The following is a 20,798-nucleotide window of genomic DNA, read 5'->3' on the forward strand; positions in this document are numbered from 1 at the left end:
TGTGATGAGTGCAATTCTGATGCTGATGACTCTGGGGCTGGTGCTGGGCGGTTTGCTGGGTGTTGCGGCCCGCTACCTGAAGGTGGAAGGCAACCCGTTGCAGGCTGAAATTGAATCCTTACTGCCCGGTTCGCAATGTGGGCAGTGCGGTTATCCCGGCTGCTCGCCATTAGCGGAAGCGGTTGCCAGCGGGCAGGCTCCGGTGACGGCTTGCCCGCCTGGTGGCAAGGCATTGGCGGAAATATTGGCGGCGAAACTGGGTGTGAGTATTGATCTCTCCGGTGTGGAAGACAAAGGGCCAATGATTGCCTACGTGCATGAAAACCTGTGCATCGGTTGCACTAAATGTTTCAAACGCTGTCCAACTGATGCGATTTTGGGTGGGCCAAAGCAGATTCATGCGGTATTTGCCGATGCTTGCACGGGTTGCGAGAAGTGCTTTGATGTGTGCCCGACTGAATGCATTGAAATGCGCCCGCTGACACCGACTTTACAAACTTGGTATTGGCCGAGTCCGGCTGTGGCAGTTGCCTGATGTTGTTTCTATGCCTGTAGAAGAATATGGGGGGGCTGATATTTTCCCAGTTAGTGGTCTGTATGACCCTGTTTCACCTGATACTCGGCATCAATTACCCGGCCTTCGCGTTCGCGCAGGATGACAGTTGTTGCACCTGGCTGTTGCAGTTTTTTGCACATCTACCACAGTCTCAGCACACTGTCAAGACCTGTGTGATTATAGACTCTACAGTCATGTTAAACTCCAGCAGGCACGGCAGGTACTACGCAGTTTGAGGCTCATTATGTGTTTCGGGGTCTTAGCCCATCAGCAGGGACAACAAGGAATGTAGAGCAGCTTGTCCGCGTTTCCTGATGTTATGCAGGCACTCGAAGAAAGCCCACTATACTTTAACCGCCCATAATTGCTGATTTTCCGAAGGTCTGAAAATTGAGGGTTAGCAATGAATCCAGTGCTTTCTTATGGGTCGTGTGGGTTTGCGCCAAACATGCATCAATGGTCTGGGTAAACCCGGCAAAGGTTTCATGGTAGCGGGAATACAGGCATTCCTTTTTCACAAACTTCCATAAGCGTTCAATCAGGTTCAGGTTGGGTGAGTAAGCGGGCAGGAACAGCAACGGTTTCCCCCAAGCCCTGCACCCGTTGGCAACGCTGGTAACGGGCATTGTCCAGCACCAGCGTCACCGGAATGTCCAAGGCCATGGCATGGATTTGCCTGAGCAACAGGCAAACACTGTCGGCATTGATGTAGCTGTCATTGGTGACGGTGATCAGTTCATGCGTGATGGCATTTAACGCACCGAGTACATTGTAACGCTGGCGTCCGGCAGGGGCACGGATGAACAGCCGGGTAAAGCACCACAGGAACCCCAGGAATGGGGCGAGTACAAAATGGGCGGCATCGACAAAGAAAACGGCGCGTTTCCCGGCTTTGGCGTCCTCAAGGCGTGGTTCCAACTCTTTTTTTAAATGTGTCCTGGACTGTTGGATCGGCTTTTGCGGGTATCATCCCCACTTTCCTGACCGACAAACCCAGACTATGCAGGAACATGCGCACGGCTTCCTGTTTGAGTCCGATGCCGGTTAAACGGTGTATCTCGGCTATCGCCTGCGTGATCCGGGTAGGGGGATGACGTTCAAAATGGCTTTTCAGTTGTTCCCGGAAAGGTTCCAGCTGGCTGACCGGGCGATAGAAATCCATTTGTTCCAGGGCGGTGACCCCGCCTTGTTGATAACGTTTCAGGTAACGGGTGACTGTCGTTGAGCTGACCTGCGCCAGCCGCTCAATCTCACCATGTGCCAGCCCCTGGCTTTTTAGCCACAACACCTCCATCCGTAGCTATGGACAGGCTGAGTATAATACCTTAGCGAGGTGTCCGGGATTATTAGACCAGATCACCTGACAACGGCGGCTGACATCAGACACTGTTGAGTTCACCAGCATTTTCAGCAGCCACTAGTCCAGGGCTTTGGTATGCGGGCTGTTGGGGGTATACCAATCCAGTTGCTGCGTGGTGGTCGGGTCACCTTCGCAATGGCGGCAACGGTAGCGTTTGGGACGCAGTTCAATCAAGACCTTGCGCTCAAAAATCAGCAGATGCTGTAAACGGATGGGGCGGTCGTAACCATGAAAATCACTGATTTTGCGGCCGCAGCAACGGCAATGCGTGTAATCCAGCATGCTTTTCACTCCAGGATCAGGGAGCCTTTCTCACCGTTTTGCACCGACAGGATTTCTACATCTGGAATGTCCAGGGGGATTTGAAAACTGGCAGGCATCGGCTTTCCTTGCTAATGGTCTGGATGGCTCAGGATACTACATCTTGTGTGTGACCACGGGAAATCCCAAAGAACCTTCGCAATCTCGCGGCAAATCCTATAATCTGCTGTTTTCCCACACCGGATTAAGACAGAACAATGCGTGTATCCCGATTCCCCATTTCCACCCTGCGTGAAACCCCGGCGGATGCTGAAGTCATCAGTCACCAACTGATGTTGCGGGCGGGCATGATCCGCCGCCTTGCCTCCGGCCTGTATACCTGGATGCCCTATGGCTTGCGTGTGCTACGCAAGGTCGAGGCCATCGTGCGCGAAGAGATGAACAACGCCGGAGCCATCGAGGTGCTGATGCCATCGGTACAGCCAGCGGAGCTGTGGCAGGAATCAGGGCGTTGGGAAAAATACGGGGCGGAACTGCTGCGCATCAAGGATCGCCACGCGCGGGATTTCTGCTACGGCCCGACCCACGAGGAAATCATCACCGACTACGCACGCAAGGAACTCGGCAGCTACAAGCAATTGCCAGTCAATTTCTACCAGATCCAGACCAAGTTCCGCGATGAAGTGCGCCCGCGTTTTGGCGTGATGCGCGCACGCGAATTCCTGATGAAGGATGCCTACTCCTTCCACCTGACGCAGGAGTCCTTGCAGGAAACCTACGACGCCATGTTTGCCGCTTACTCACGCATTTTCCAGCGGCTGGGGCTGGATTTCCGCCCGGTGCAGGCGGATACCGGCTCCATCGGCGGCAATGCCTCGCACGAATTCCACGTACTGGCGGAATCCGGGGAAGATGCCATCGCGTTTGCCAGCGGCAGCAACTACGCCGCCAACATCGAGCTGGCCGAAGCGGTTGCGCTGCTGGCTGAGCGTGCTGCGCCATCCGAAGACATGCGCGAAGTCGACACCCCCAACGCCAAAACCATCGAGGAGCTGGTCACACAATTCGGCTTACCGGTCGAAAAAACGGTCAAGACCCTGATCGTGGCCGCTGCAGATGATGTTGATGCTGATTTCGTGGCGCTGCTGGTACGTGGCGACCATACCCTCAACGAAATCAAGGCGGAAAAGCTGCCGGAAGTCGCTTCCCCGCTACGCTTCGCCCGCGAAGACGAAATCCGCGCCATTATCGGTGCAGGCCCTGGCTCCCTCGGCCCGGTCAACCTGCCCATTCCGTGCATTGCCGACCGCACGGTTGCCAACATGGCTGACTTTGGCGCTGGTGCCAATAGCGACGGCAAGCACTATTTCGGCATCAACTGGGGACGCGATGTGGCGCTGCCAGCAGTTGCCGACCTGCGCAATGTGGTGGCGGGTGACCCTAGCCCAGATGGTTGCGGCACGCTCTCCATCGTGCGCGGCATCGAGGTTGGCCACATCTTCCAGTTGGGCAGGAAATATTCCGAAGCCATGAACGCCACGGTGCTGGATGAAAGTGGCCGTGCGCAGGTGATGACCATGGGCTGTTATGGCATCGGCGTTTCCCGTGTGGTTGCTTCCGCCATTGAGCAGAACAATGACGGATACGGCATCCGTTGGCCGGACGCGATTGCGCCGTTTACTGTGGTTATTGCGCCCTTAAACATGCAGAAGTCGCCGGAAGTCGCCGCCAAGGCCGAAGATCTGTATGCGCAATTACAGGCGGCGGGCGTGGATGTGTTGCTGGATGACCGTGCGCTGCGCCCCGGCGCGATGTTTGCCGACCATGAGCTGCTGGGTATTCCGCATCGCGTGATCATTTCCGAGCGCGGTTTGCAGGCGGGCGAAATCGAGTACAAGGCACGCAGCGGCGGGGATGCACAGAAAGTGCCGTTGGCCGAAGCGTTATCCTTTATTCAGGGATGCTTGCAAGGCTGACAGTATTCACCTGGAGATTTTTATGGAACATGTCAGGGTGTTGCTGGCTGCGGCATCCTGACAATACATTGGCTGAATTTTTTACACACCTGCGTCCGAGGCGTATTGACAGCGGCCTGAAATTTATAGGTTAAGGTTATGCCCAACTTGTTTGCAGATATCCCCGTTGACCTACCCGAAGAACTGTTTGAAACCCTGTTGGAAGCCTCCTCAGTCAAAATCGAGCGCATCGTTTCGCGCGGTCACGCTAGCCCGCCGGATTTCTGGTACGACCAGGAACAGGATGAGTGGGTCATAGTGCTGCAAGGCGAAGCAGGTCTGGCGTTTGCCGACCAGGAAGGGGAACTGACTCTACGACCAGGGGATTACGTGTTGATCAAGGCACACGCCAAGCACCGGGTTACCTTTACTGCACCAGACAGGGATACCATTTGGCTGGCGGTGTTTCTGAATTCCGATAACCAAGGGTAGGGCATGGAATGGCTACCAGCCCTCTTGTGATTAAGGTGAAATTATGAACTCAAGCTCATATTCTAAGTATAATACGCGCCATTATGAGATTGTATGACCTGTTCACCAAATGGAAATCTGCACACTGGGCGCACTGGCTATGGCGCGTCCCGCTGTTGCTGTTTTTGGCGTTGTGTGCGTGGCTGCTGATTTTCCGTTGGGTTCCAGTGCCGACTTCAGCATTCATGTTGCAGCAGGATGTTGTTGCGTTATTCGACAAGGAAACGCCGTTTGTGCGCCACGACTGGGTGAGCCTTGGGCAGATTCCGCGCCATATGCAATTGGCGGTGATCGCTTCCGAAGACCAGCGCTTTGCCGAGCATTGGGGAATAGATGTGGAAGCGACCCAGGCCGCCATCCAGGCCGAGCTGAAAGGCAAGGGTAAAGGCGGCGGTAGTACCATCACCCAGCAGCTGGCAAAAAACCTGTTCCTGTGGGAAGGCCGCAGTTATGTCCGCAAGGGACTGGAATGGATGATCGCCAGCCTGATCGAAATCTTCTGGTCGAAGGAGCGGATTCTGGAGGTTTACCTGAACAGCGCGCAGTTTGGCCAAGCTGATTACGGCGTGGGGGCAGCCGCGCAAAACCTGCTGAGAAAACCGGCCAACAAGCTAAGTGCGGCAGATGCGGCGCTGCTGGCGGCTGTCCTGCCTGCCCCTGAACATTACAGTGCCACCAAGCCTTCTGCTTACGTGCGTTCGCGCCAGAATCGTATCCTGCGGCAAATGCGCTCACTCGGTGGAGCGTCCTATCTGCAAAAACTGGATTAGGGTAACACTACCTGCACCGATTCCGATGGCCGCAGCAATTCCTTGCCACTGCGCTTGAAAATGATGTCGAGTTCGTAAATCGCGCCCTCCGGCTCAATCCGCACCGCTTCCACGCCCTGGCTGTAGACCTTGCCGCTGCGGGCATCGCCATTCACGACAACTTGCGCAGACGCACCTACCGGGTAACGCCGCAACACGTCCGCCGTTACCAGTACCCGCGCCAGCATCTGGTCATCAGGTGCCACCGACACCAGCGGCTGGTCTTGCTTGCCAGCAAAAATGACCGCGCCTTGCCACGCCGTATTGGAAACCACAATACCGGCAAACGGCGCTTTCAGTTCGGTGTGTTCCAGTGCTACCTGCGCGGCTTCTTCCGCAGCCTTGGCGGATTCCATTTCAGATTGGGCGACCGCTTGCTTGAGTTCGCTGCCTTTCAGTTCCTCCTCGGCAATCAGGCCACGGTCGAACAGCTCCTGGGTGCGGTTCATGTCGCGCTCGGCTTCATCCGTGCTCAGTTGGGCGCGGGCAATGCGGGCTTTGGCTTCCTTCAATTCGGCTTGTTGCTTGCGTTGGTCCATCTGTAACAGCAGCTCGCCCTTGTTGACATGTTGCCCGCTGGTGACATTGACCTTTTCAATCACGCCACTGTCGGTTACGCGCATGTCGACCTTGTGTACCCATTCCAGCCGACCTTTCAGTTCCAGTGCTTGCGCCGACAGGCTCGCCAGCAGACCTGCCAGCAATAAACCGGTTGTCAGGATCGTCTTCATTCAGGTTTTTCCTCTTTTTTCTTTTCCGGTTTGGGTAATGGCCAGACGGGTTTGCCTTGCAGGGCATTCAGTTGCGCAAGGGCTAACGTCCGGCAAAACTGGATTTGTTGCTTCTGCAAGCGTGCCTTGCTCTGCTGGGTCATGGCATCGCCGAGGTCGGATTTGACTTCCTGCTCATACAGGGTACGGCTACGTTCCAGATAATAGTCCCGCCACAGGATTTCAGATTCGGCGCGAGCCGCCGCTACCCGGAAAATATCCAGCCGTAACAGCAGTTCGATGATCGTCTGACGCAGTTCCATGTCGATGATGGCACGTTCATCACTGCTGGCGTCATCACGCCGGTCGTCCAGCCATGTGTTGCTTTGCAGGCTGGCTTCGGCCAGTTCCTCTGTGGTGGGCATTTCACTGGGAAATTCCCCGATCTCCGGTGGGTTCAGGTCGCTGGGCAGTTTGAGCGGGTTGTTGATGGCTTGTGCCAGCAGCGAGCGGGTCAAGCGTTGTGAGGCAATACTGGCGGATGTCTGCTGGCGTACCACCTGATATTCCGCATCCAGTTCCGCCACGTCCAGTTCGGAAAACTCTTTCAGTTCCATGCGCGTGCGGGTGCGGTCGAGCGGGATGTAATACACCGCCTGGTTTTCGTTGTCACGCACGGCGCTGGAATCAGCCAGCAGCACATCGAAGAAGCGTTGCATGATTTCCAGACGCTGTGCTTCCAGCGGGGAAATCAGCGTTGGCAGCAATTGGTCACGCTGCCGGTCGGGGGTGGCGTTATTATTGTAGGCGAGGTTGTGGCAGTCCAGATACAAGGGTTCCGGCTGCGGATGGCGTTGGGCAATGTCCGCTGCCAGTTGGGTGCGCGGGTGGCCTTGCGCATAGTTGAGCGCCTGATCCAGACTGATAGGGTCGGGCACTTCAGCGGCTTGGGTAAAAGAGGTCAGCAGCAGGCCGTAGAGCAGGATTATCCCCGCATGAGGTTTAACTCTTGGCATCATCTGCCTTCAGTGCTGCTCCTTGTTCGCGCTTGAATTTGGAAAAGGGTGTTTCCTCATACTTCTTGCCGACAATGTATTGGCCGAACAGCATGAATTCACCTGCATCCTTGGTTGCGCCGGTCAAACGCCCATTCTTGATCGGTGTGCCATCCAAGCCGATGAACTGGAATACCGGCGTGGCACGGACGCGAAATTCCTTCAGGGCAAAATCCTTCTGGCTGATACTTTCGCCCTTGAAATCTGTCATTTCCAGATCACCTTCGATGTCAACACTGATGATGCGGAAGTGATCCTTGAAATAATCCTGAATATCACTGCGGTTAAGCACCGTGGTTTTCATGCGGTGGCAGAATGGGCACTCATCCATCTCAAACATGATCAACAAGGCTTCCTTGCCGTCCTCTTTGGCCGTGGCGATTTCATCCTGCATATTGCCGAAACTGTCGTCAAAGAACTGGCTGACATCACGCACTTCGACTTTGCCTGAATCTGCCGTATCTGTGGTGGTCTCGGTCTTGTTCTCTTCGGCCTTATCCGGTGCGGCTACCTCGGTGGATTTGTTAGCGGCTGGCTTATCGGCGCTGGAAGCGCTCGCGGCAGCCGCGTCTGCGTCAGCCGGTTTTTCTTCCGCCAAAACGGTGGGGATGGAAATGCTCAATGACACGAGCATGGTCAGCAAAATCTTGCGTAACACGTGAAATCCTCCTGAATTTATTATGTGCCAAATGACGTTTTGCTTGTGACGAATACGGCAAGGAAAATATTCCCGCATTCAAGCCAGGGTTTACCCTAGCTTCACTAATGGGTTAACGCGAAGTATAGCACGGCAGGAATGATGATCAGGCTGGCAAGATTGCCCAGCAACACAATAGAGGCGACCCGTTGCGGTTCCTGCTGGTATTGTTCCGCCACCAACACATTCAGCACGGCTGGCGGTAAGGCAGCGAAAATCAGCAATTGTGCGTGTTGGTTGGCATCCAGCGTCAGCAGCGGGCTAACCAGGAATACGCTGGCAATACCGGCGGCAGGCCCGACGATAGCTCCGAATGTCCCCAGCTTCCAGTCGCGGAAATTCACATCCAGTAGCCGCACGCCCAACGAAAATAGCAGCAACGGAATCGACACTTGCCCCAGCAGCTTGACGGTATTCGCCAGCGCATCCGGTAAGGTCACATGCAGGCTGCTGAACAGCAGGCCAAGGATGGTCGCCTGGATCATCGGCATTTTCAGCAAGCGCAATGGCTTGGTGCGATGGTCAAGGATGTAGAAACCGACCGTGAAGTGCAACACCATTTCGATGATGAACAGCACCACGGCAGCCTGTAATGCCTGCTCCCCGAATGCAAACAGCACCAGCGGAATGCCCATGTTGCCGGAGTTGTTGAACATCATCGGCGGCAGGAAGGTTTTCAGGTTGATGCGCAACAGCCACCCCAGCGGCCACAGCAGCAGCCCGGAACCGAGGATAACGGCAACCCCACCAATAGCCAGATCACGGAACGCTAGGAAATCGAACGGCTTGTCCATCAATGCCCAGAAAACCAGGAAGGGGGCGAAAAATTCCATGTTGAGGCGGTTGACCACCGCCATATCCGGGCGGTGGCGGTAGCCGTAGGCAGCGCCCAGTCCCGCGCAGGCGAAGACCGGGAAGATGATGCTGAAAATGCGCAGGGTGGTTTCGAGCATGACGGGCTCAGAACGCTTTCACCCAGGAAACCGTTCCCGGGCCGATCATCCAGTGCCCCGTCTGTATGCCTACTGCAGCCCCCAGCGCATCCCACGCCAGATCCTTGCCGCTGAAATCGTTGTTGTCCTGCTGGCTGTCGGCAACTTCCTTAAGGATGCCAGGAATCATTGCCAGTCCAAAAGCCTTGGCACGGTCGTGGGTATGGGAATAAGCAGCCACCCCCAGTACAGCAGAAACCGCGAAGTGCAGTTGTTTGTCTTTTCCCGTCCATTCATCGGCCAGGGCAAGGGAGGGCAGGCAATACACTAGCCCTATCAACGGGGCAGCCAGTAAAGTCTTCAGTTTGTTCATGTGCGCCTTGGCTCAGTTGGTTATGCGTAGCGCCATTACAACATGAAACTTGCATACTAGCATCTGGCATTCTAGCGAATAGAGACAACTTTCCGGTGTAAATGGATGTTGTCCGGGCAGTTCGGTACACTGGCTGGACTATAAAAGAGAGAGGAGGAATCAGCGTGGGCGTTCGTCCAAAAGTTTTGCATTTCTTGTCAGGGATGGTGCTGATTAGTTGTTGTTGGTTGTTGGGAATATCTGCTGTCATGGCGGAACCCAATGGTTTGGCGACGATTCAGGCCATTGCGAAGAATGAAGCCACCGACAGCAGTTTTGATTTCGGCGATGACGGCAGTTTGACTAGCGAGGAAGCCTTTGCGCTTGGGCAGCCGTCCCTGGATGGTGATACCCTGATCATTCCCTGGGCAATTGCGCCGGATCACTACCTGTACAAGGACAAATTCCTGGTCAAGGCACATGACCCCAAAGGCGTGACGATAGGCGAGCCGCAGCTGCCCAGTGGTGAGGTGAAACAGGACGAATTTTACGGCACGATCGAGGCGATCCACGATCAGGCGGAAATTCGTTTGCCTGTGCAGCGTACCGAATCCGGCAAGGCAGGCAGTTTCCTGCTGGAGCTCGGTTGGCAAGGTTGCGCGGAAAACGTATTGTGCTATCCGGCAGAACTGAAAGCCTTTCAGGTGAGTCTGCCGGCACCCAAAGCGGGTGAACAGGCAACGGTTGCCTGGTCAGAAACCAAACCGCCCGAAGCCATCGCTGCTGCTGTCGGCAAGGGCGAAACCTTACTTTCGGAGCAGGATCAGATCGCGGCAAAACTGGCTAGCGGCAATACGCTGCTGACCTTGCTGGGTTTCCTCGGCTTCGGTTTGTTGCTGGCGTTTACGCCGTGCGTGTTCCCGATGATCCCCATCCTTTCCGGCATTATTGTCGGGCAGAAAAACCTGACTCCGCGCAAGGCGTTTTTCCTCTCATTGGCCTATGTGCTGGCAATGGCGCTGACCTATACGGTAGCGGGGGTGTTGGCGGGCTTGTTTGGGCAAAACTTGCAAGCGATGTTCCAGAACCCGTGGGTGCTGGGTGTTTTCAGCGCTATTTTCGTGCTGTTGGCGCTCTCCATGTTTGGGTTTTATGACTTGCAGATGCCCTCCAGCATCCAGACCCGCTTGAACAACCTCAGCAATCAGCAGGAAGGCGGCAGTCTGATTGGGGTTGCCATCATGGGTGCGTTGTCGGCCTTGATCGTGGGGCCGTGCGTGGCCGCGCCGCTAGCGGGGGCGCTGATCTACATCGGCCAGACCGGGGATGCGCTGCTGGGTGGCATGGCGCTGTTCGCCCTGAGTATTGGCATGGGCATTCCGCTGTTGCTGGTGGGGACTTCCGCAGGCAAATGGTTGCCACGCGCCGGTATGTGGATGGAAGTGATCAAAGCTGTTTTCGGTGTGATGATGCTGGGGGTTGCCATCTGGTTACTGGAACGCATCCTGCCCGAATCAATCGCCTTGCTGCTGTGGGCGGCACTGTTCGTGATTTCGGCGATTTTCCTCGGCGCGCTCACCCATTTGCCGGAAGGCAGCAGCGGCTGGCGCAAATTCTGGAAGGGAACCGGCATCCTGCTGCTGCTGTACGGCAGTTTGTTGATGGTGGGCAGCACGACCGGCAAGGGCGATTTGTGGCAGCCCCTGCGCGGGCTGGCGCTGGGGCAGGTGAGTGCCGGGCAAGGCAGTGCAGCGCTGGAGTTACCTTTCAACACGGTCAAAACGCTGGCGGCACTCCAGCAAGCAGTCGCGGATGCCAAAGGCCAGCCGGTGATGGTGGATTTCTACGCAGACTGGTGTGTGACCTGCAAGGAGATGGAGAAATACACGTTCTCTGACCCGTCAGTACAGGTACAATTGCGCAATGCGATTTTGATCAAGGCGGATGTAACCAAGACGACGGCAGAAAGCAAAGCGTTGCTGGCCAATTTCAAGATTCCGGGGCCACCTGCTATCTTGTTTTACAACAAGGATGGTGAGGAACTAAGGCAATACCGGCAGGTAGGGTTCATGCCCGCCGAGGCGTTTGCAACCCATTTGAGCAAGGCGTTGCAGTAAGGCTGGGGGTTCCTCACTCCATCAAATCCGCCGGGAAGCCGTGTTCTGCCAGCACTTCCCGGCGGTGTTGCAGGTAGCGCTGGAATTCCGGCTGCCATTGGTATGCGCCGGAAATTACATAGTCCATCGCCCCATGGGTGTGGAACGCCTTGAGGTAGGCTTCGGTGCGGAACGTTTCCTTGCCGTCGGCGTCGAAGAACACCAGGCTGGGGCTGTACTGGATGTTCAGCGCTTTAGCCCATTCCGCAATTTTCATGTCTTTGCCATCCGGCGTCTGGATGTCGCTGGTGTCATCGGGGTTCACCACCACCACATCCAGGTTGCTCAGGCTGTAGGCCAGTTCCTTGCGCTTGAAAATGTCGTTGAATAGTTCGTCGCAGGTGTCGCAATCCTGCTGGGCGAAGACCACCATCAGCGGGCGCTTATCGTCCTTGCGTACATCCTGCAAGCGTAGTGGGGCAGGTAAGCTGCCGGGCAGGGCGTAGGTTTGATCCTTGCTGGCAACCTTGCCTTCCGCCTTCAGTTTGGCGTAGTAGTCCTTGAAACTGCCTTCCTTGTCGTGTTTCCCTGCGGAATAATCCAGAGCCAGCTCGAATTTGTCAGGGGCGTAGTAGCCGTTGACCCGTAGTACCACCTTGCCGCCTTCATCCAGGAACAGCATGGTCGGGGTGTATTGTACTTTCAAGTCGGTAGCGAAGGCTTTTTCCGTGGTTTCCTTGCCATCAAAATCGGTCACGCTGCGGTCGCCCCACATATTGATCGAGATGACGTCGAAATTTTTCTGGGTTTTGTCGGCGATGTCCTGTTTGCCGAAGTTGTCCTTCAGCAGCTTGGTGCAGTAGGGGCAACCATCCTGGTAGAAATACAGGATCGCGCGCTTGTTGGCGGCGGTGGCCTCCTTGATGTCTTCGCGGATGTCGAGGAAGGATTCCTTGAACCAGGCCGGTTTTTCTTCATAGCCGGGGTTGACTAACCCCGCGCCGAGGGCGGATGCGTTGGCAGGCGGTTCTTCTGCCCAGGCAAGGTTGGCGAGAAGCATCAGGGCAAACAGCAGGGCATACTTCATGTAAGGTCTCCTCGGCGGTAATATTCGGTAGGGAAATTATTAGTTTATTGGGAGTAGTCTAGCATTGTGGACAGGATTTTTTGATAGTCCATAAATTCTTGGCGATAAGTGATCTGGTCTAATAATCCCGGTCACTACCCACGGCATTTGCCAGCTTTGATCAGAGGCGCGGATAGCGCTGATCCAGTTGCGTTTATGTCCCCGGCCTCCAGGGCGGGGGTTCCGCAATACCCGCAACCTCATCAACATGGTTTACTTCCTGTGCGGCAAACTGGAGTTCAGTTACCCACGGTATTCCACATAGAGCCTTTTTTTTATGGCTCCAGCCGATCCGTTGCAGCCATTTATGCAGGCCACGATAAGAAATGGCCTTGCCATAATGCGCTTCAAAGCGTGGCAGCAAATCCTCGATGCGTTCAAACGGGGTTTCGCTCTCCACCCATTGCCGAAAAGCTTCAACGTCTTTCACCTTATGGCTGTGCCCAGGGCGGGGATGTGTCCGGGGTTGGAGGCTGCCGGTTTCTTCCCTCAGGGCCAACCATTTGTCCAGGGTGCTGCGGGCTATGGAAAACGTCCCACAAACGTGGGATTTATGTTTGCTCTTGTCATAGGCAGCAACAACACGTTCACGGAGATCCTTAGAGTAGTAAGTCGGCATGATGAAGGATGGGGAAGTTGATCATCCGTCCTATTGTAGCTGACTAAAATGAAAAGACTATAATGATGGTCACAACATCTTCACTTCAACACTGACGTGCATTTTGGGATGTGGCTCGGGTTTGCCTACATAAGAACCTGATACCGGCGGGATTGCTTCCGGATGGCGATGATGCGCCACGGCGATATGTTCGTTGGCGACCCGCAAGCCGCTGGTTGAATCAAAGCCCCACCAGCCCGAACCGGGCAGGTACACTTCCGACCAGGCATGGGTAGCCCCGTGTTGATCCTGCGGGCCATCACCGGGTTGCAGCAGATAACCGCTGACGAAGCGGCTGGCCAGCCCCAATGCGCGGCAGGATTCGATGAACAAAACCGCCAGATCGCGGCAGGAGCCGGAACCCAGGGTAATAGTCTGGCGCGGCGATTGCACGCCGGGTTCCTCCCGTGCGGTGTACTTGAATTCCTCAGCGATGGTTTTATTGAGTGTGTCGAGCAAGCTGACGGTCTTGTTCAAGGTGCTGGGCTGGTAAATCTTTTCCAGCCATTGTTGCACCACCGGGTAGTCGCGAGGAAACACCGCCATTTGGTAGGCAATTAGGTCGACCTGTTCCAGCGGGTCGTAATGGAAGGGGTAGAGCAGGGCGGATTCATCCATCCCAAATTCCAGCGGCGGCGTCCCGTAGTGCTGCACCACCACCCTGCTGGTAATGTCCAGTGTCTGGCTTTTGCCGAGAAACTCCACCAGCGCGAGTGAATTGTTGTAAATGTCCCGTTCCCAGAAGATCCGGTAGTCGGGCGCAATCGTCAGTTGTGAGGACTCGATACGGATGTCGTGGCCTTCGCGCGGGCGGATGTGCAGCTTATGCAGTTTAAACGTAACCGCTTCGGCGTATTCGTAGCGAGTATTGTGGGTGATCTGAATGCGGCGCATAGTGTTTCGTCCAGCATTGGTTGGGGGCAATTGCCACAGATTCTATAGGCATAACCCTGCCAATGTATATTTGCCAGAATGTTGTAGGGGAAGCCTATAATCGTCCCATCACAAAATGCAGGATGGTGGCGTGATGGAAGCGACTGAATTCAAACATATTCTCAAAGCTCAGGACGAGCAGGTCTGTGCCACCGGGGTGGATGTCTGGGTTGGCATGGAACCCACCTTCACGCAACGTTTCGCCGAAACCCCGGAGTGGCTGAATACGGCATTAGGCCCTGAAAAACCTGACTATGCCGACAGGCTCCTGCGCGAAGTTTGCCTGCGCCAACCCGGCGGCGTGGTACTGCGCACCCTGGGCAGGCAATACGGGGGTGAAGACATGCCACGCTGGAGCTTCGGCTATTACCAGGCGCGCCAGCAGCAATTTCGCTGGGATGGTCCGCCCGACCCCTTGCTGGCTCCTTTGCCTGAAGAAGCAGCTCCGCAAGTGGACAGCGAGGCATTCTGGCGGGCGCTGAATACGGCGCTGCTCCAAACCGGCTGGCAGTCATCCGCTTTCACGCTGGAACAAGCCTTACCCTACCGCGTGTTGTTCCGCTGTGATGGCAAAGCCGCGCAGGCCAATGTCCTGAGCAAGCCTGAACTGACGCGCGCCTCGGTACATGCGCAAAAGATTCCGCTGGATGGTCTGCTGGATCCGCTGGCGCAGGAAGGTGATTTTTTATTGTGTCTGGATGCCTTGCCCCCGGATGCAGCGCACCCCAACCCGTCAGGTATACTGATCGAATTGCCAGCCCTGCCTTCGGTGGCAGTTTTTGTGCAATTGCTGCAAGCCATCACGCGGGCAGCCAGGGAAACCGCCGTCCCGAGTGTGTTGATGCAGGGTTTCCCGCCACCGGTGGATGCCAGCGTAGCGTGGACGACGATTACCCCTGACCCTGCCGTGATTGAAATCAATCAGGCACCGGAACCGGACGCCGAGCATTTTTACGCACGCTGTGAGCTGTTCTACAGCGCGGCACGGGATGTCGGCCTGCACCCCTACCGCTTGCACTACAATGGTGTGGTGTCCGACTCCGGTGGTGGTGGCCAATTCACGCTGGGTGGCACGGAACCGATGGGCAGCCCGTTTATCCGCTATCCGCAGTTGTTGCCGCGCCTGATCCGTTACCTCAACGCCCACCCGGCGCTATCTTACTGGTTTGCGCCACCGTCGATCGGCAGCTCCAGCCAGTCGCCGCGCGTGGATGAAAACTTGCGCGAATCCTTCAACGAGCTGGCTATCGCGCTGGAGCAACTGGAGAGGCTCGAAAACCCCTCGGCGGAATTCATCTGGCGCAGCCTTAGCCCGTTTCTGGTCGACCCTTCCGGCAACCCGCACCGCAGCGAGCTGAATATCGAAAAGCTCTGGAACCCTTATTTACCGGGGCGTGGTTGTCTGGGGTTGGTGGAATTCCGCGCCTTCCGCATGTCGCGCAGCCCGGAATGCGCCGCCGCAATTGCGGTACTGCTGCGTAGCATCTTGGCCATGTTAAGCACCGACGACAAGGTAATGGCCTTGTTGGATCATGGCGCGGATTTACATGACAAATATGCCCTGCCGTTTTATATGCAAAAGGATTTACAGGCGGTGTTTGCGGATCTGGCACAGGCGCACTTGCCACTGCATGAGGAAATACAGAACCTGCTGTTGCAGGAACCGGTACGTTTCCTAGGCAAAGCCGTGTTTCATGGCTGTTATCTGGAGTTGCATCAAGCCCTGGAGTTCTGGCCGCTGGTGGGGGATGTGGCTTCGCAGGAGCGTGGCGGTTCGCGCCTGATCGACGCCAGCACCACGCGTTTGCAGATTACCCTGGGCATGGAAACGCACAACCCCATCCAGATCGAGGGCTGGGAAGTGTGGGTGGATGGCTATCGCGTTCCCATGCAGGTGGAGCAGGATGCGTATGGCTTGGTCAAAGTCACCGGTGTGCGTTACCGTCATTTCCAGCCGATGATTGGCTTGCATCCCGGCATTGCCGCGCGCAATACGGTTGGTTTTGTTCTCAGGCACAAGGGGCTGGATGAGGCGCTGGAAGTGACCTACCACGAATGGCAGCCGCAAGGGTTGCCTTATCCCGGTTTGCCTGCTGACATGGAAGAGGCCACGCAGCGCCGTAACGAGCGCTTTATCTGTCAGGTTGTTCCGTGTGACGCAGGTATCCATCCAAAATTGCCGCCTGACAGTGCTGTCAGCGCTTATTGTCTGGATTTGCGGCGCTTGTCGGATTCTCTACCCTGATCCAAAGTGGAATTTTGTGTTTCCAGTCCACCCTTTCCATTTCACGCAACGCATAGCCCCGTAAAGCGACACGTACTTTGGTCAGTGTATAAACACCCTGTTCCAGCCGGTGATCCAGCAATAAGGTGCGCTTCAGATTCTCGGGCAATGCCGGGTTCGGGATAAAATGTAAAGCTTCGACAGTGTTCCACTCGGCATCTTCTTCCGAAGAAACCCAGTCTTCGGTGGCGGCCTCTGCTTCCAATATCCGTGACAATACCAGATCAATGAAGCGGTTGCGTTCATGACAATAGGCGCGTGCATGGTAGCGCCCGCTGGCATAAACCAGCTGATTGGGGGAAATGGTCAGGCTCTCAAAACCACCCAGTTTGGCGTGGTAATAGATTTCGAGTGTTTTGTGTTCCCGTATGGCAGTGACAACCCTGCTGATAATGGCTCCCTCAAGGTGCGGTTTGAACAGATTGTCAACATCTGTGACGGTTAAGTGCCCCCATTCTTCATCTTCCCAAAAATGGTTGGTTAGGGAGTTGCCGCGCAGGTAATCCAGATAGCGCAAGGGATCCTGGCTGATGTAATGCGGCTGGAAACCACTGGCAATCTCATGGCGTTTGGTCGATGGGTTATAAACCATGCTATCTGGATGTTGCTGGCGGTATGCCTCAATGCTGGCCTGGGCATTCTGGCGGGCAATGCCAAATGTTTTACCGAGTTGCCCGGCAGTGATGCCTTCACCCCAATATAAACAGGCTTCGATGTAAGCGAACCTTCTGTAGCTGTCTCTTTTTAAAAGCTTATTTTTTAATATGTCATGTTTCATGTCATGTATTTTTTCCGTTAGGTTTGACGTGAAAAAATCAGGTGCTATTCTAATCAAAAATCAGGCAACAGGACAGAAAACCTTATGTTACGAATCCGTCTACAACTTCCCAAGCATGAGCCGCTACAGCAATACGACCACCTTGATCTTATCCACGATGCTTTGGTGAATGCACTGGTGGCTGCCGGGGCTGATAGCAATGAGGTGATCGGGCATCAGGCAAAGCCATGGACATTTGCGCCATTAGGTTGGCATCGCAAGCATACGGGGCTTACCCATGGGCTGGTTGTATCCACGGCTGACGCTGGGCTGGCGCGTATTCTTTCACGTCTTGACCCGGCACGGGTGGTTAAGCGCCGCTGGGATACGGCCAGTGTCAACTTCGCCGCAGCCACGGTCAGCATGGAGCCTGACCCGATTTTACCCAAGCAGCACAGCCTGGGTTGCTTGATGCTTTCCCCACTGGTTTTACATGATGACAGCCACATCGGCAAAGGCAAGCGCTGGCACCGCGACCTGAATGACCTGAGTTCCAGCCTCGGTGAAATCATCAACCGTAAACTGTCTTTTGTGGCCGGGCGGGACGTGCAACTGGGCATTTACCCTGACTCCCTCTATTTACGCGCCAACCCGCAGCACTCCGTATTGGTCAATCTGAAAACCTTCAGGGATGGGCGCAAGAGTTTCGTGATCGGCATGCAGGCCCCGTTGTTGCTGGAGGGTAGTGAGGAGGATTTGCGCCTGGCGTGGTATGCGGGGATCGGGGAGAAAACCCGTAGCGGGTTTGGATGTCTGGGGTTGATTGAGCAGGGGGTAGGGCGATGAATAAACCGTATGCACGCGCCAATCAACTGGCAGCACAGGTTTTCAGGGACTTCATGGCGCAGGTGGTCGAGCAGCATGTCCTGAATGAGCGCGTTTTTCCGGTCAAAGAGATTGATAAGAAGCCCTTAGCAGAGGGAAAAATCATCAATCTGGATACCATCAAGTTGATGAGCCTCAGTGGCAAAGGTGGATATTCCGCTGATCCGGAAAAATTTGCCCGCTATCGTAAGAACAGCAATATCACCCTGCTGGATCACATGCTATCGGTCACGCGCGGGGCATTGGTACTGGCGGTGTTGAGCTGGTTACAGGCTAATCCCGAGATGGATGAGGCCGTTGTGATTGAACGACTGAAAGTGCTGGCAGTAACGGCATTTCTGCACGATCTGGACAAGATGTTGCAACTGCCGCGCAATGAGGCATTAACGCTGGAACATGTGGAATTGGCGATGCAGCGTTATGGCATTGTTGAATTTCTGGGGGATATTCAACTCAGTGCCGAGCAACTACGCTTTCTCATTGAACAGGTTGAAACCTCACAGGCGTTTCGCCACCCCTGCCAGCAAGAGCCGAAACATGCCTATGGTGTGGATGCCAAGCGCTATGCACAACTGGCAGACAAGCTGGATGGTCTGTGGTGTGCGGATGGTTCGCGGCAGGGGCTGGAGGCTATCATGACGTATATGCAAGGCAGTAATGCGCTTGCCAGCGATCTGTTAAGCCAGTGGCAGGCGGTGGATATTTTTGACCCGCACCATCCGTTTTTGCTGGATGAATTACAACGCAATTTATCGTATGCCTGCCGGATGGAGTCGGGTATTCCGCCCTTGCTGGAAACGCATCAGGATGGGCGTTTGTTTATGTTGCTGCCAGCCAGTTATGGGCAAGCCGTGATAAAGCGGGGGATTGCCCGCTTACTGGATTGTCTACCTTTCAATCTGGAGCTGATCATTTCCAATCGTGGTATCCCGGAACTACGCAATGGCCAGCCTGACGTTGAACGCTATCGGCATTTCATTGAAGCAGCAGAGCAAAGGCGAGAATTAGGACGCTTATTTCTGCTGAGCAATAGCCTGATTGATGCGCTGACGCCTGCAATGGATGCCAACTTTAGCTGCGTGAGTTTACAGCCGCGTTGGCCGGGGAAAATCACCGGGCAAATGAGCACACCTTATCCGAACCCTGATGAACTGGATTATCAGGGGCTGCAAGCCTTGTTCAAGGCAGCACAACTCACCTTGCTGCTGACCTTGAAGCTTCCCGTCACCAAAAAGAACGGTTTACCGGATTACACCCAGCGCGAACAGCAATTACTGGATACGCTGGATATGGCATTGCCCGTGTGGTTGGAGTCGTTAACGGATGCACAATCCAAACGCATTTTGCTCGGTATTTGGGCAGTTGCGGTGACACATGATGATGTGGATAAACAGGCACGTATCTGGGGCGAGCAGGGCTTGCTGCAAACTTGGCTGGAAGGTACGGAAGGGCAGGACGGTTTTAATCAGCACTTTGCCGGGGAAGGTGTTGATGCATTGAATGCTGTGAAGCGGCATTTCTCGCAGTTGCTGAACCAGCGGCGGCTTAGCCCTGAAGATGAGGCAGCGACCGGGCGTTGCCTGTTTACGGATAGCCCAACAAACACCCTGATTTCCAGTAGCCTGAATCTTTACGAGGTCAAGGTATCCGCGTTTACCGGGCGAGAGGGCAAGCCGGATTCGATTACTGCACCTGCCAGCGGCGAAGTGCCGATCAGCTTGGTTTCACTGGCTGAGCATAAGCTGAGACAGCAGGTGTTTGTGGTTCAGGGTGGTAAACCTTCGGGTGTGCCAACCCTGGTTTCCTCACCCGTTACCACCGGCTTGTTTGGTGCATTGGTACTAGATAACAAGCTGTTATTCAAAGCCTTATCCAGCTATGACTTAAGTCGTAAAAAAGAAGAAGGCAAAGCCGTTTATCGTGGGTTGGAAATTTATCGTTACCGCTATCGTATGGCAAGGCTGGAACGCATTCCCGAACGCACCGAAGACCAGATTCAAACTTTGCGCTTGTTATTGCAAGGCTGTTTACGAGTTGGTCGCCCTCTGCACTTATTCCGTGGCTTGCCAACGCCACAAAAAGCCTTTTTCTACTTTGATGCCATGCCGCGTATTTTACAAAACCTGATTGGTGCTAATGAATTGCGGCTGGAGGAGATTCCGGCAGCCATCAAACGCCTGGAAATCGCGGAAACCATCAGTGCGGCAACAGGTCTGGGTTATGATGTGCTAACCCTGTATGCCTTGAAGCAGACCCGCTTTGCGGCTTGTGCGCTGATCTGGGGCTATGCCGAGGACAAGCTGGATGACAAAAAGCTGGCAAATGCCATGCACTATTTGCAGAACCAAATGATTCAATCCCAACAGGAGAGTGAAATGAGTGAACAGGACGGCGCTTTGGTGCGCCTTGGGCGGGCGGCGACGGTAATCCAGTACATGCCGACCAAGCATAGCCACAGTGAAGAGTTACTGGTTTTTAACCTCTGTATGGAAACGGCAGCTTCTTCATTATCCCTGAAAAACCCGCAGTCAGATCGCAGCAGTTTAATCAATGGTATTGCAGGTTTTTTGGCGGTCAATTTGGATCGAAAAGATAAACGTGGTTTCGGTTTAAATCGGGATGATCTGTTAGAGGAAGCCTGCCTAAAATTTGCCGAACAATTTGTCGATGAGGTGTGGTTTAGCGTGTTGGGTGGCAAACCACCGGCACAAAAGGAAAAACGCTTATTGGCTGCCATTTACCGCATGGCGTTTATCCAGACACATCGTGAAGCAGCGAAACAGCGCAAGGCTGAGAAAACACAGCAAACAGAAAATTCAACAGCAATGAGTGAGGCTTAAT

General features: G+C 54.9%; 21 protein-coding genes. 8 read left to right on the forward strand and 13 right to left on the reverse strand.

The window, feature by feature from the left end:
• The first annotated feature begins 4 nt into the window (after positions 1-4).
• A complete protein-coding gene (gene rsxB / locus THINI_RS00945; protein WP_002706817.1) occupies positions 5-535 on the forward strand; it encodes an electron transport complex subunit RsxB in 531 nt (176 codons plus the stop codon).
• A gap of 371 nt (positions 536-906) precedes the next feature.
• On the opposite strand, the gene THINI_RS24870 is transcribed toward rsxB, so the two are convergent.
• The 4 genes from THINI_RS24870 to THINI_RS00960 all read right to left on the reverse strand — a co-directional run bounded on the left by THINI_RS24870 (position 907) and on the right by THINI_RS00960 (position 2,198).
• A complete protein-coding gene (locus THINI_RS24870) occupies positions 907-1,134 on the reverse strand; it encodes a transposase (RefSeq protein ID WP_169314574.1) in 228 nt (75 codons plus the stop codon).
• A complete protein-coding gene (locus THINI_RS24875; RefSeq protein ID WP_050987968.1) occupies positions 1,091-1,474 on the reverse strand; it encodes a transposase in 384 nt (127 codons plus the stop codon). The genes THINI_RS24870 and THINI_RS24875 overlap by 44 nt, the downstream gene beginning before the upstream one ends.
• Positions 1,458-1,841, reverse strand: a complete 384-nt coding sequence (locus THINI_RS24880; protein ID WP_154724314.1) for a hypothetical protein — start codon at positions 1,839-1,841, stop codon at positions 1,458-1,460. Before THINI_RS24880 ends, THINI_RS24875 begins: the two co-directional genes overlap by 17 nt.
• Positions 1,842-1,973: 132 nt before the next feature.
• The gene (locus THINI_RS00960; protein WP_040838922.1) at positions 1,974-2,198 is read right to left on the reverse strand and encodes an ISL3 family transposase; all 225 of its coding nucleotides are present in this window, start codon (positions 2,196-2,198) and stop codon (positions 1,974-1,976) included.
• Between the two features lie 236 nt (positions 2,199-2,434).
• On the opposite strand from THINI_RS00960, the gene THINI_RS00965 reads away from it, so the two are divergent.
• The 3 genes from THINI_RS00965 (at position 2,435) to mtgA (ending at position 5,433) form a co-directional block, all read left to right on the forward strand.
• Positions 2,435-4,153, forward strand: a complete 1,719-nt coding sequence (locus THINI_RS00965) for a proline--tRNA ligase (protein ID WP_002706819.1) — start codon at positions 2,435-2,437, stop codon at positions 4,151-4,153.
• 138 nt (positions 4,154-4,291) lie between these two features.
• Positions 4,292-4,624, forward strand: coding sequence for a cupin domain-containing protein (locus THINI_RS00970; protein ID WP_002706820.1), 333 nt, complete (start codon positions 4,292-4,294; stop codon positions 4,622-4,624).
• Between the two features lie 83 nt (positions 4,625-4,707).
• The gene (gene mtgA / locus THINI_RS00975; RefSeq protein WP_002706821.1) at positions 4,708-5,433 is read left to right on the forward strand and encodes a monofunctional biosynthetic peptidoglycan transglycosylase; all 726 of its coding nucleotides are present in this window, start codon (positions 4,708-4,710) and stop codon (positions 5,431-5,433) included.
• Here the strand turns inward: mtgA and THINI_RS00980 are convergent.
• The 5 genes from THINI_RS00980 to THINI_RS01000 all read right to left on the reverse strand — a co-directional run bounded on the left by THINI_RS00980 (position 5,430) and on the right by THINI_RS01000 (position 9,239).
• Positions 5,430-6,203, reverse strand: a complete 774-nt coding sequence (locus THINI_RS00980) for an efflux RND transporter periplasmic adaptor subunit (RefSeq protein WP_002706822.1) — start codon at positions 6,201-6,203, stop codon at positions 5,430-5,432. The two genes, mtgA and THINI_RS00980, sit on opposite strands and share 4 nt — an antisense overlap.
• Positions 6,200-7,201 carry a TolC family protein gene (locus THINI_RS00985; protein WP_040838925.1) on the reverse strand — a complete coding sequence of 334 codons (1,002 nt, stop codon included), beginning with the start codon at positions 7,199-7,201 and terminating at the stop codon, positions 6,200-6,202. Before THINI_RS00985 ends, THINI_RS00980 begins: the two co-directional genes overlap by 4 nt.
• Positions 7,185-7,895, reverse strand: a complete 711-nt coding sequence (locus THINI_RS00990) for a thioredoxin family protein (protein WP_002706824.1) — start codon at positions 7,893-7,895, stop codon at positions 7,185-7,187. The genes THINI_RS00985 and THINI_RS00990 overlap by 17 nt, the downstream gene beginning before the upstream one ends.
• A 104-nt stretch (positions 7,896-7,999) precedes the next feature.
• On the reverse strand, positions 8,000-8,887 hold the full coding sequence (locus tag THINI_RS00995; protein WP_002706825.1) for an AEC family transporter: 888 nt from the start codon (positions 8,885-8,887) through the stop codon (positions 8,000-8,002).
• Positions 8,888-8,894: 7 nt separating this feature from the next.
• Positions 8,895-9,239, reverse strand: coding sequence for a YfiM family lipoprotein (locus THINI_RS01000; protein WP_002706826.1), 345 nt, complete (start codon positions 9,237-9,239; stop codon positions 8,895-8,897).
• 248 nt (positions 9,240-9,487) lie between these two features.
• Between THINI_RS01000 and dsbD the strand changes: the two genes are divergently transcribed.
• The gene (gene dsbD / locus THINI_RS01005) at positions 9,488-11,335 is read left to right on the forward strand and encodes a protein-disulfide reductase DsbD (protein WP_211206952.1); all 1,848 of its coding nucleotides are present in this window, start codon (positions 9,488-9,490) and stop codon (positions 11,333-11,335) included.
• A gap of 13 nt (positions 11,336-11,348) precedes the next feature.
• On the opposite strand, the gene THINI_RS01010 is transcribed toward dsbD, so the two are convergent.
• The 3 genes from THINI_RS01010 to THINI_RS01020 all read right to left on the reverse strand — a co-directional run bounded on the left by THINI_RS01010 (position 11,349) and on the right by THINI_RS01020 (position 13,992).
• Positions 11,349-12,401: a thioredoxin family protein gene (locus tag THINI_RS01010; protein ID WP_002706828.1), complete on the reverse strand. Its 1,053-nt coding sequence runs from the start codon at positions 12,399-12,401 to the stop codon at positions 11,349-11,351.
• 193 nt (positions 12,402-12,594) lie between these two features.
• Positions 12,595-13,059, reverse strand: coding sequence for a helix-turn-helix domain-containing protein (locus THINI_RS01015; RefSeq protein ID WP_050987970.1), 465 nt, complete (start codon positions 13,057-13,059; stop codon positions 12,595-12,597).
• Positions 13,060-13,128: 69 nt separating this feature from the next.
• On the reverse strand, positions 13,129-13,992 hold the full coding sequence (locus THINI_RS01020) for a transglutaminase family protein (protein ID WP_002706829.1): 864 nt from the start codon (positions 13,990-13,992) through the stop codon (positions 13,129-13,131).
• 133 nt (positions 13,993-14,125) lie between these two features.
• Here THINI_RS01020 and THINI_RS01025 point away from each other — a divergent pair, with 133 nt between their 5' ends.
• The gene (locus tag THINI_RS01025) at positions 14,126-16,276 is read left to right on the forward strand and encodes a transglutaminase family protein (protein WP_002706830.1); all 2,151 of its coding nucleotides are present in this window, start codon (positions 14,126-14,128) and stop codon (positions 16,274-16,276) included.
• Here THINI_RS01025 and THINI_RS01030 read toward each other — a convergent pair.
• On the reverse strand, positions 16,227-17,093 hold the full coding sequence (locus THINI_RS01030) for a WYL domain-containing protein (protein WP_002706831.1): 867 nt from the start codon (positions 17,091-17,093) through the stop codon (positions 16,227-16,229). The genes THINI_RS01025 and THINI_RS01030 overlap by 50 nt on opposite strands.
• An 84-nt stretch (positions 17,094-17,177) precedes the next feature.
• Between THINI_RS01030 and THINI_RS01035 the strand changes: the two genes are divergently transcribed.
• Entirely contained in the window at positions 17,178-17,918 is a 741-nt protein-coding gene (locus tag THINI_RS01035) for a CRISPR-associated endoribonuclease Cas6 (RefSeq protein ID WP_002706832.1), read from the forward strand.
• Positions 17,915-20,797, forward strand: coding sequence for a hypothetical protein (locus THINI_RS01040; RefSeq protein WP_002706833.1), 2,883 nt, complete (start codon positions 17,915-17,917; stop codon positions 20,795-20,797). Before THINI_RS01035 ends, THINI_RS01040 begins: the two co-directional genes overlap by 4 nt.
• Position 20,798: the final 1 nt, after the last annotated feature.

The sequence above is a fragment of the Thiothrix nivea DSM 5205 genome (assembly GCF_000260135.1).
Classification (GTDB): Bacteria; Pseudomonadota; Gammaproteobacteria; order Thiotrichales; family Thiotrichaceae; genus Thiothrix; species Thiothrix nivea.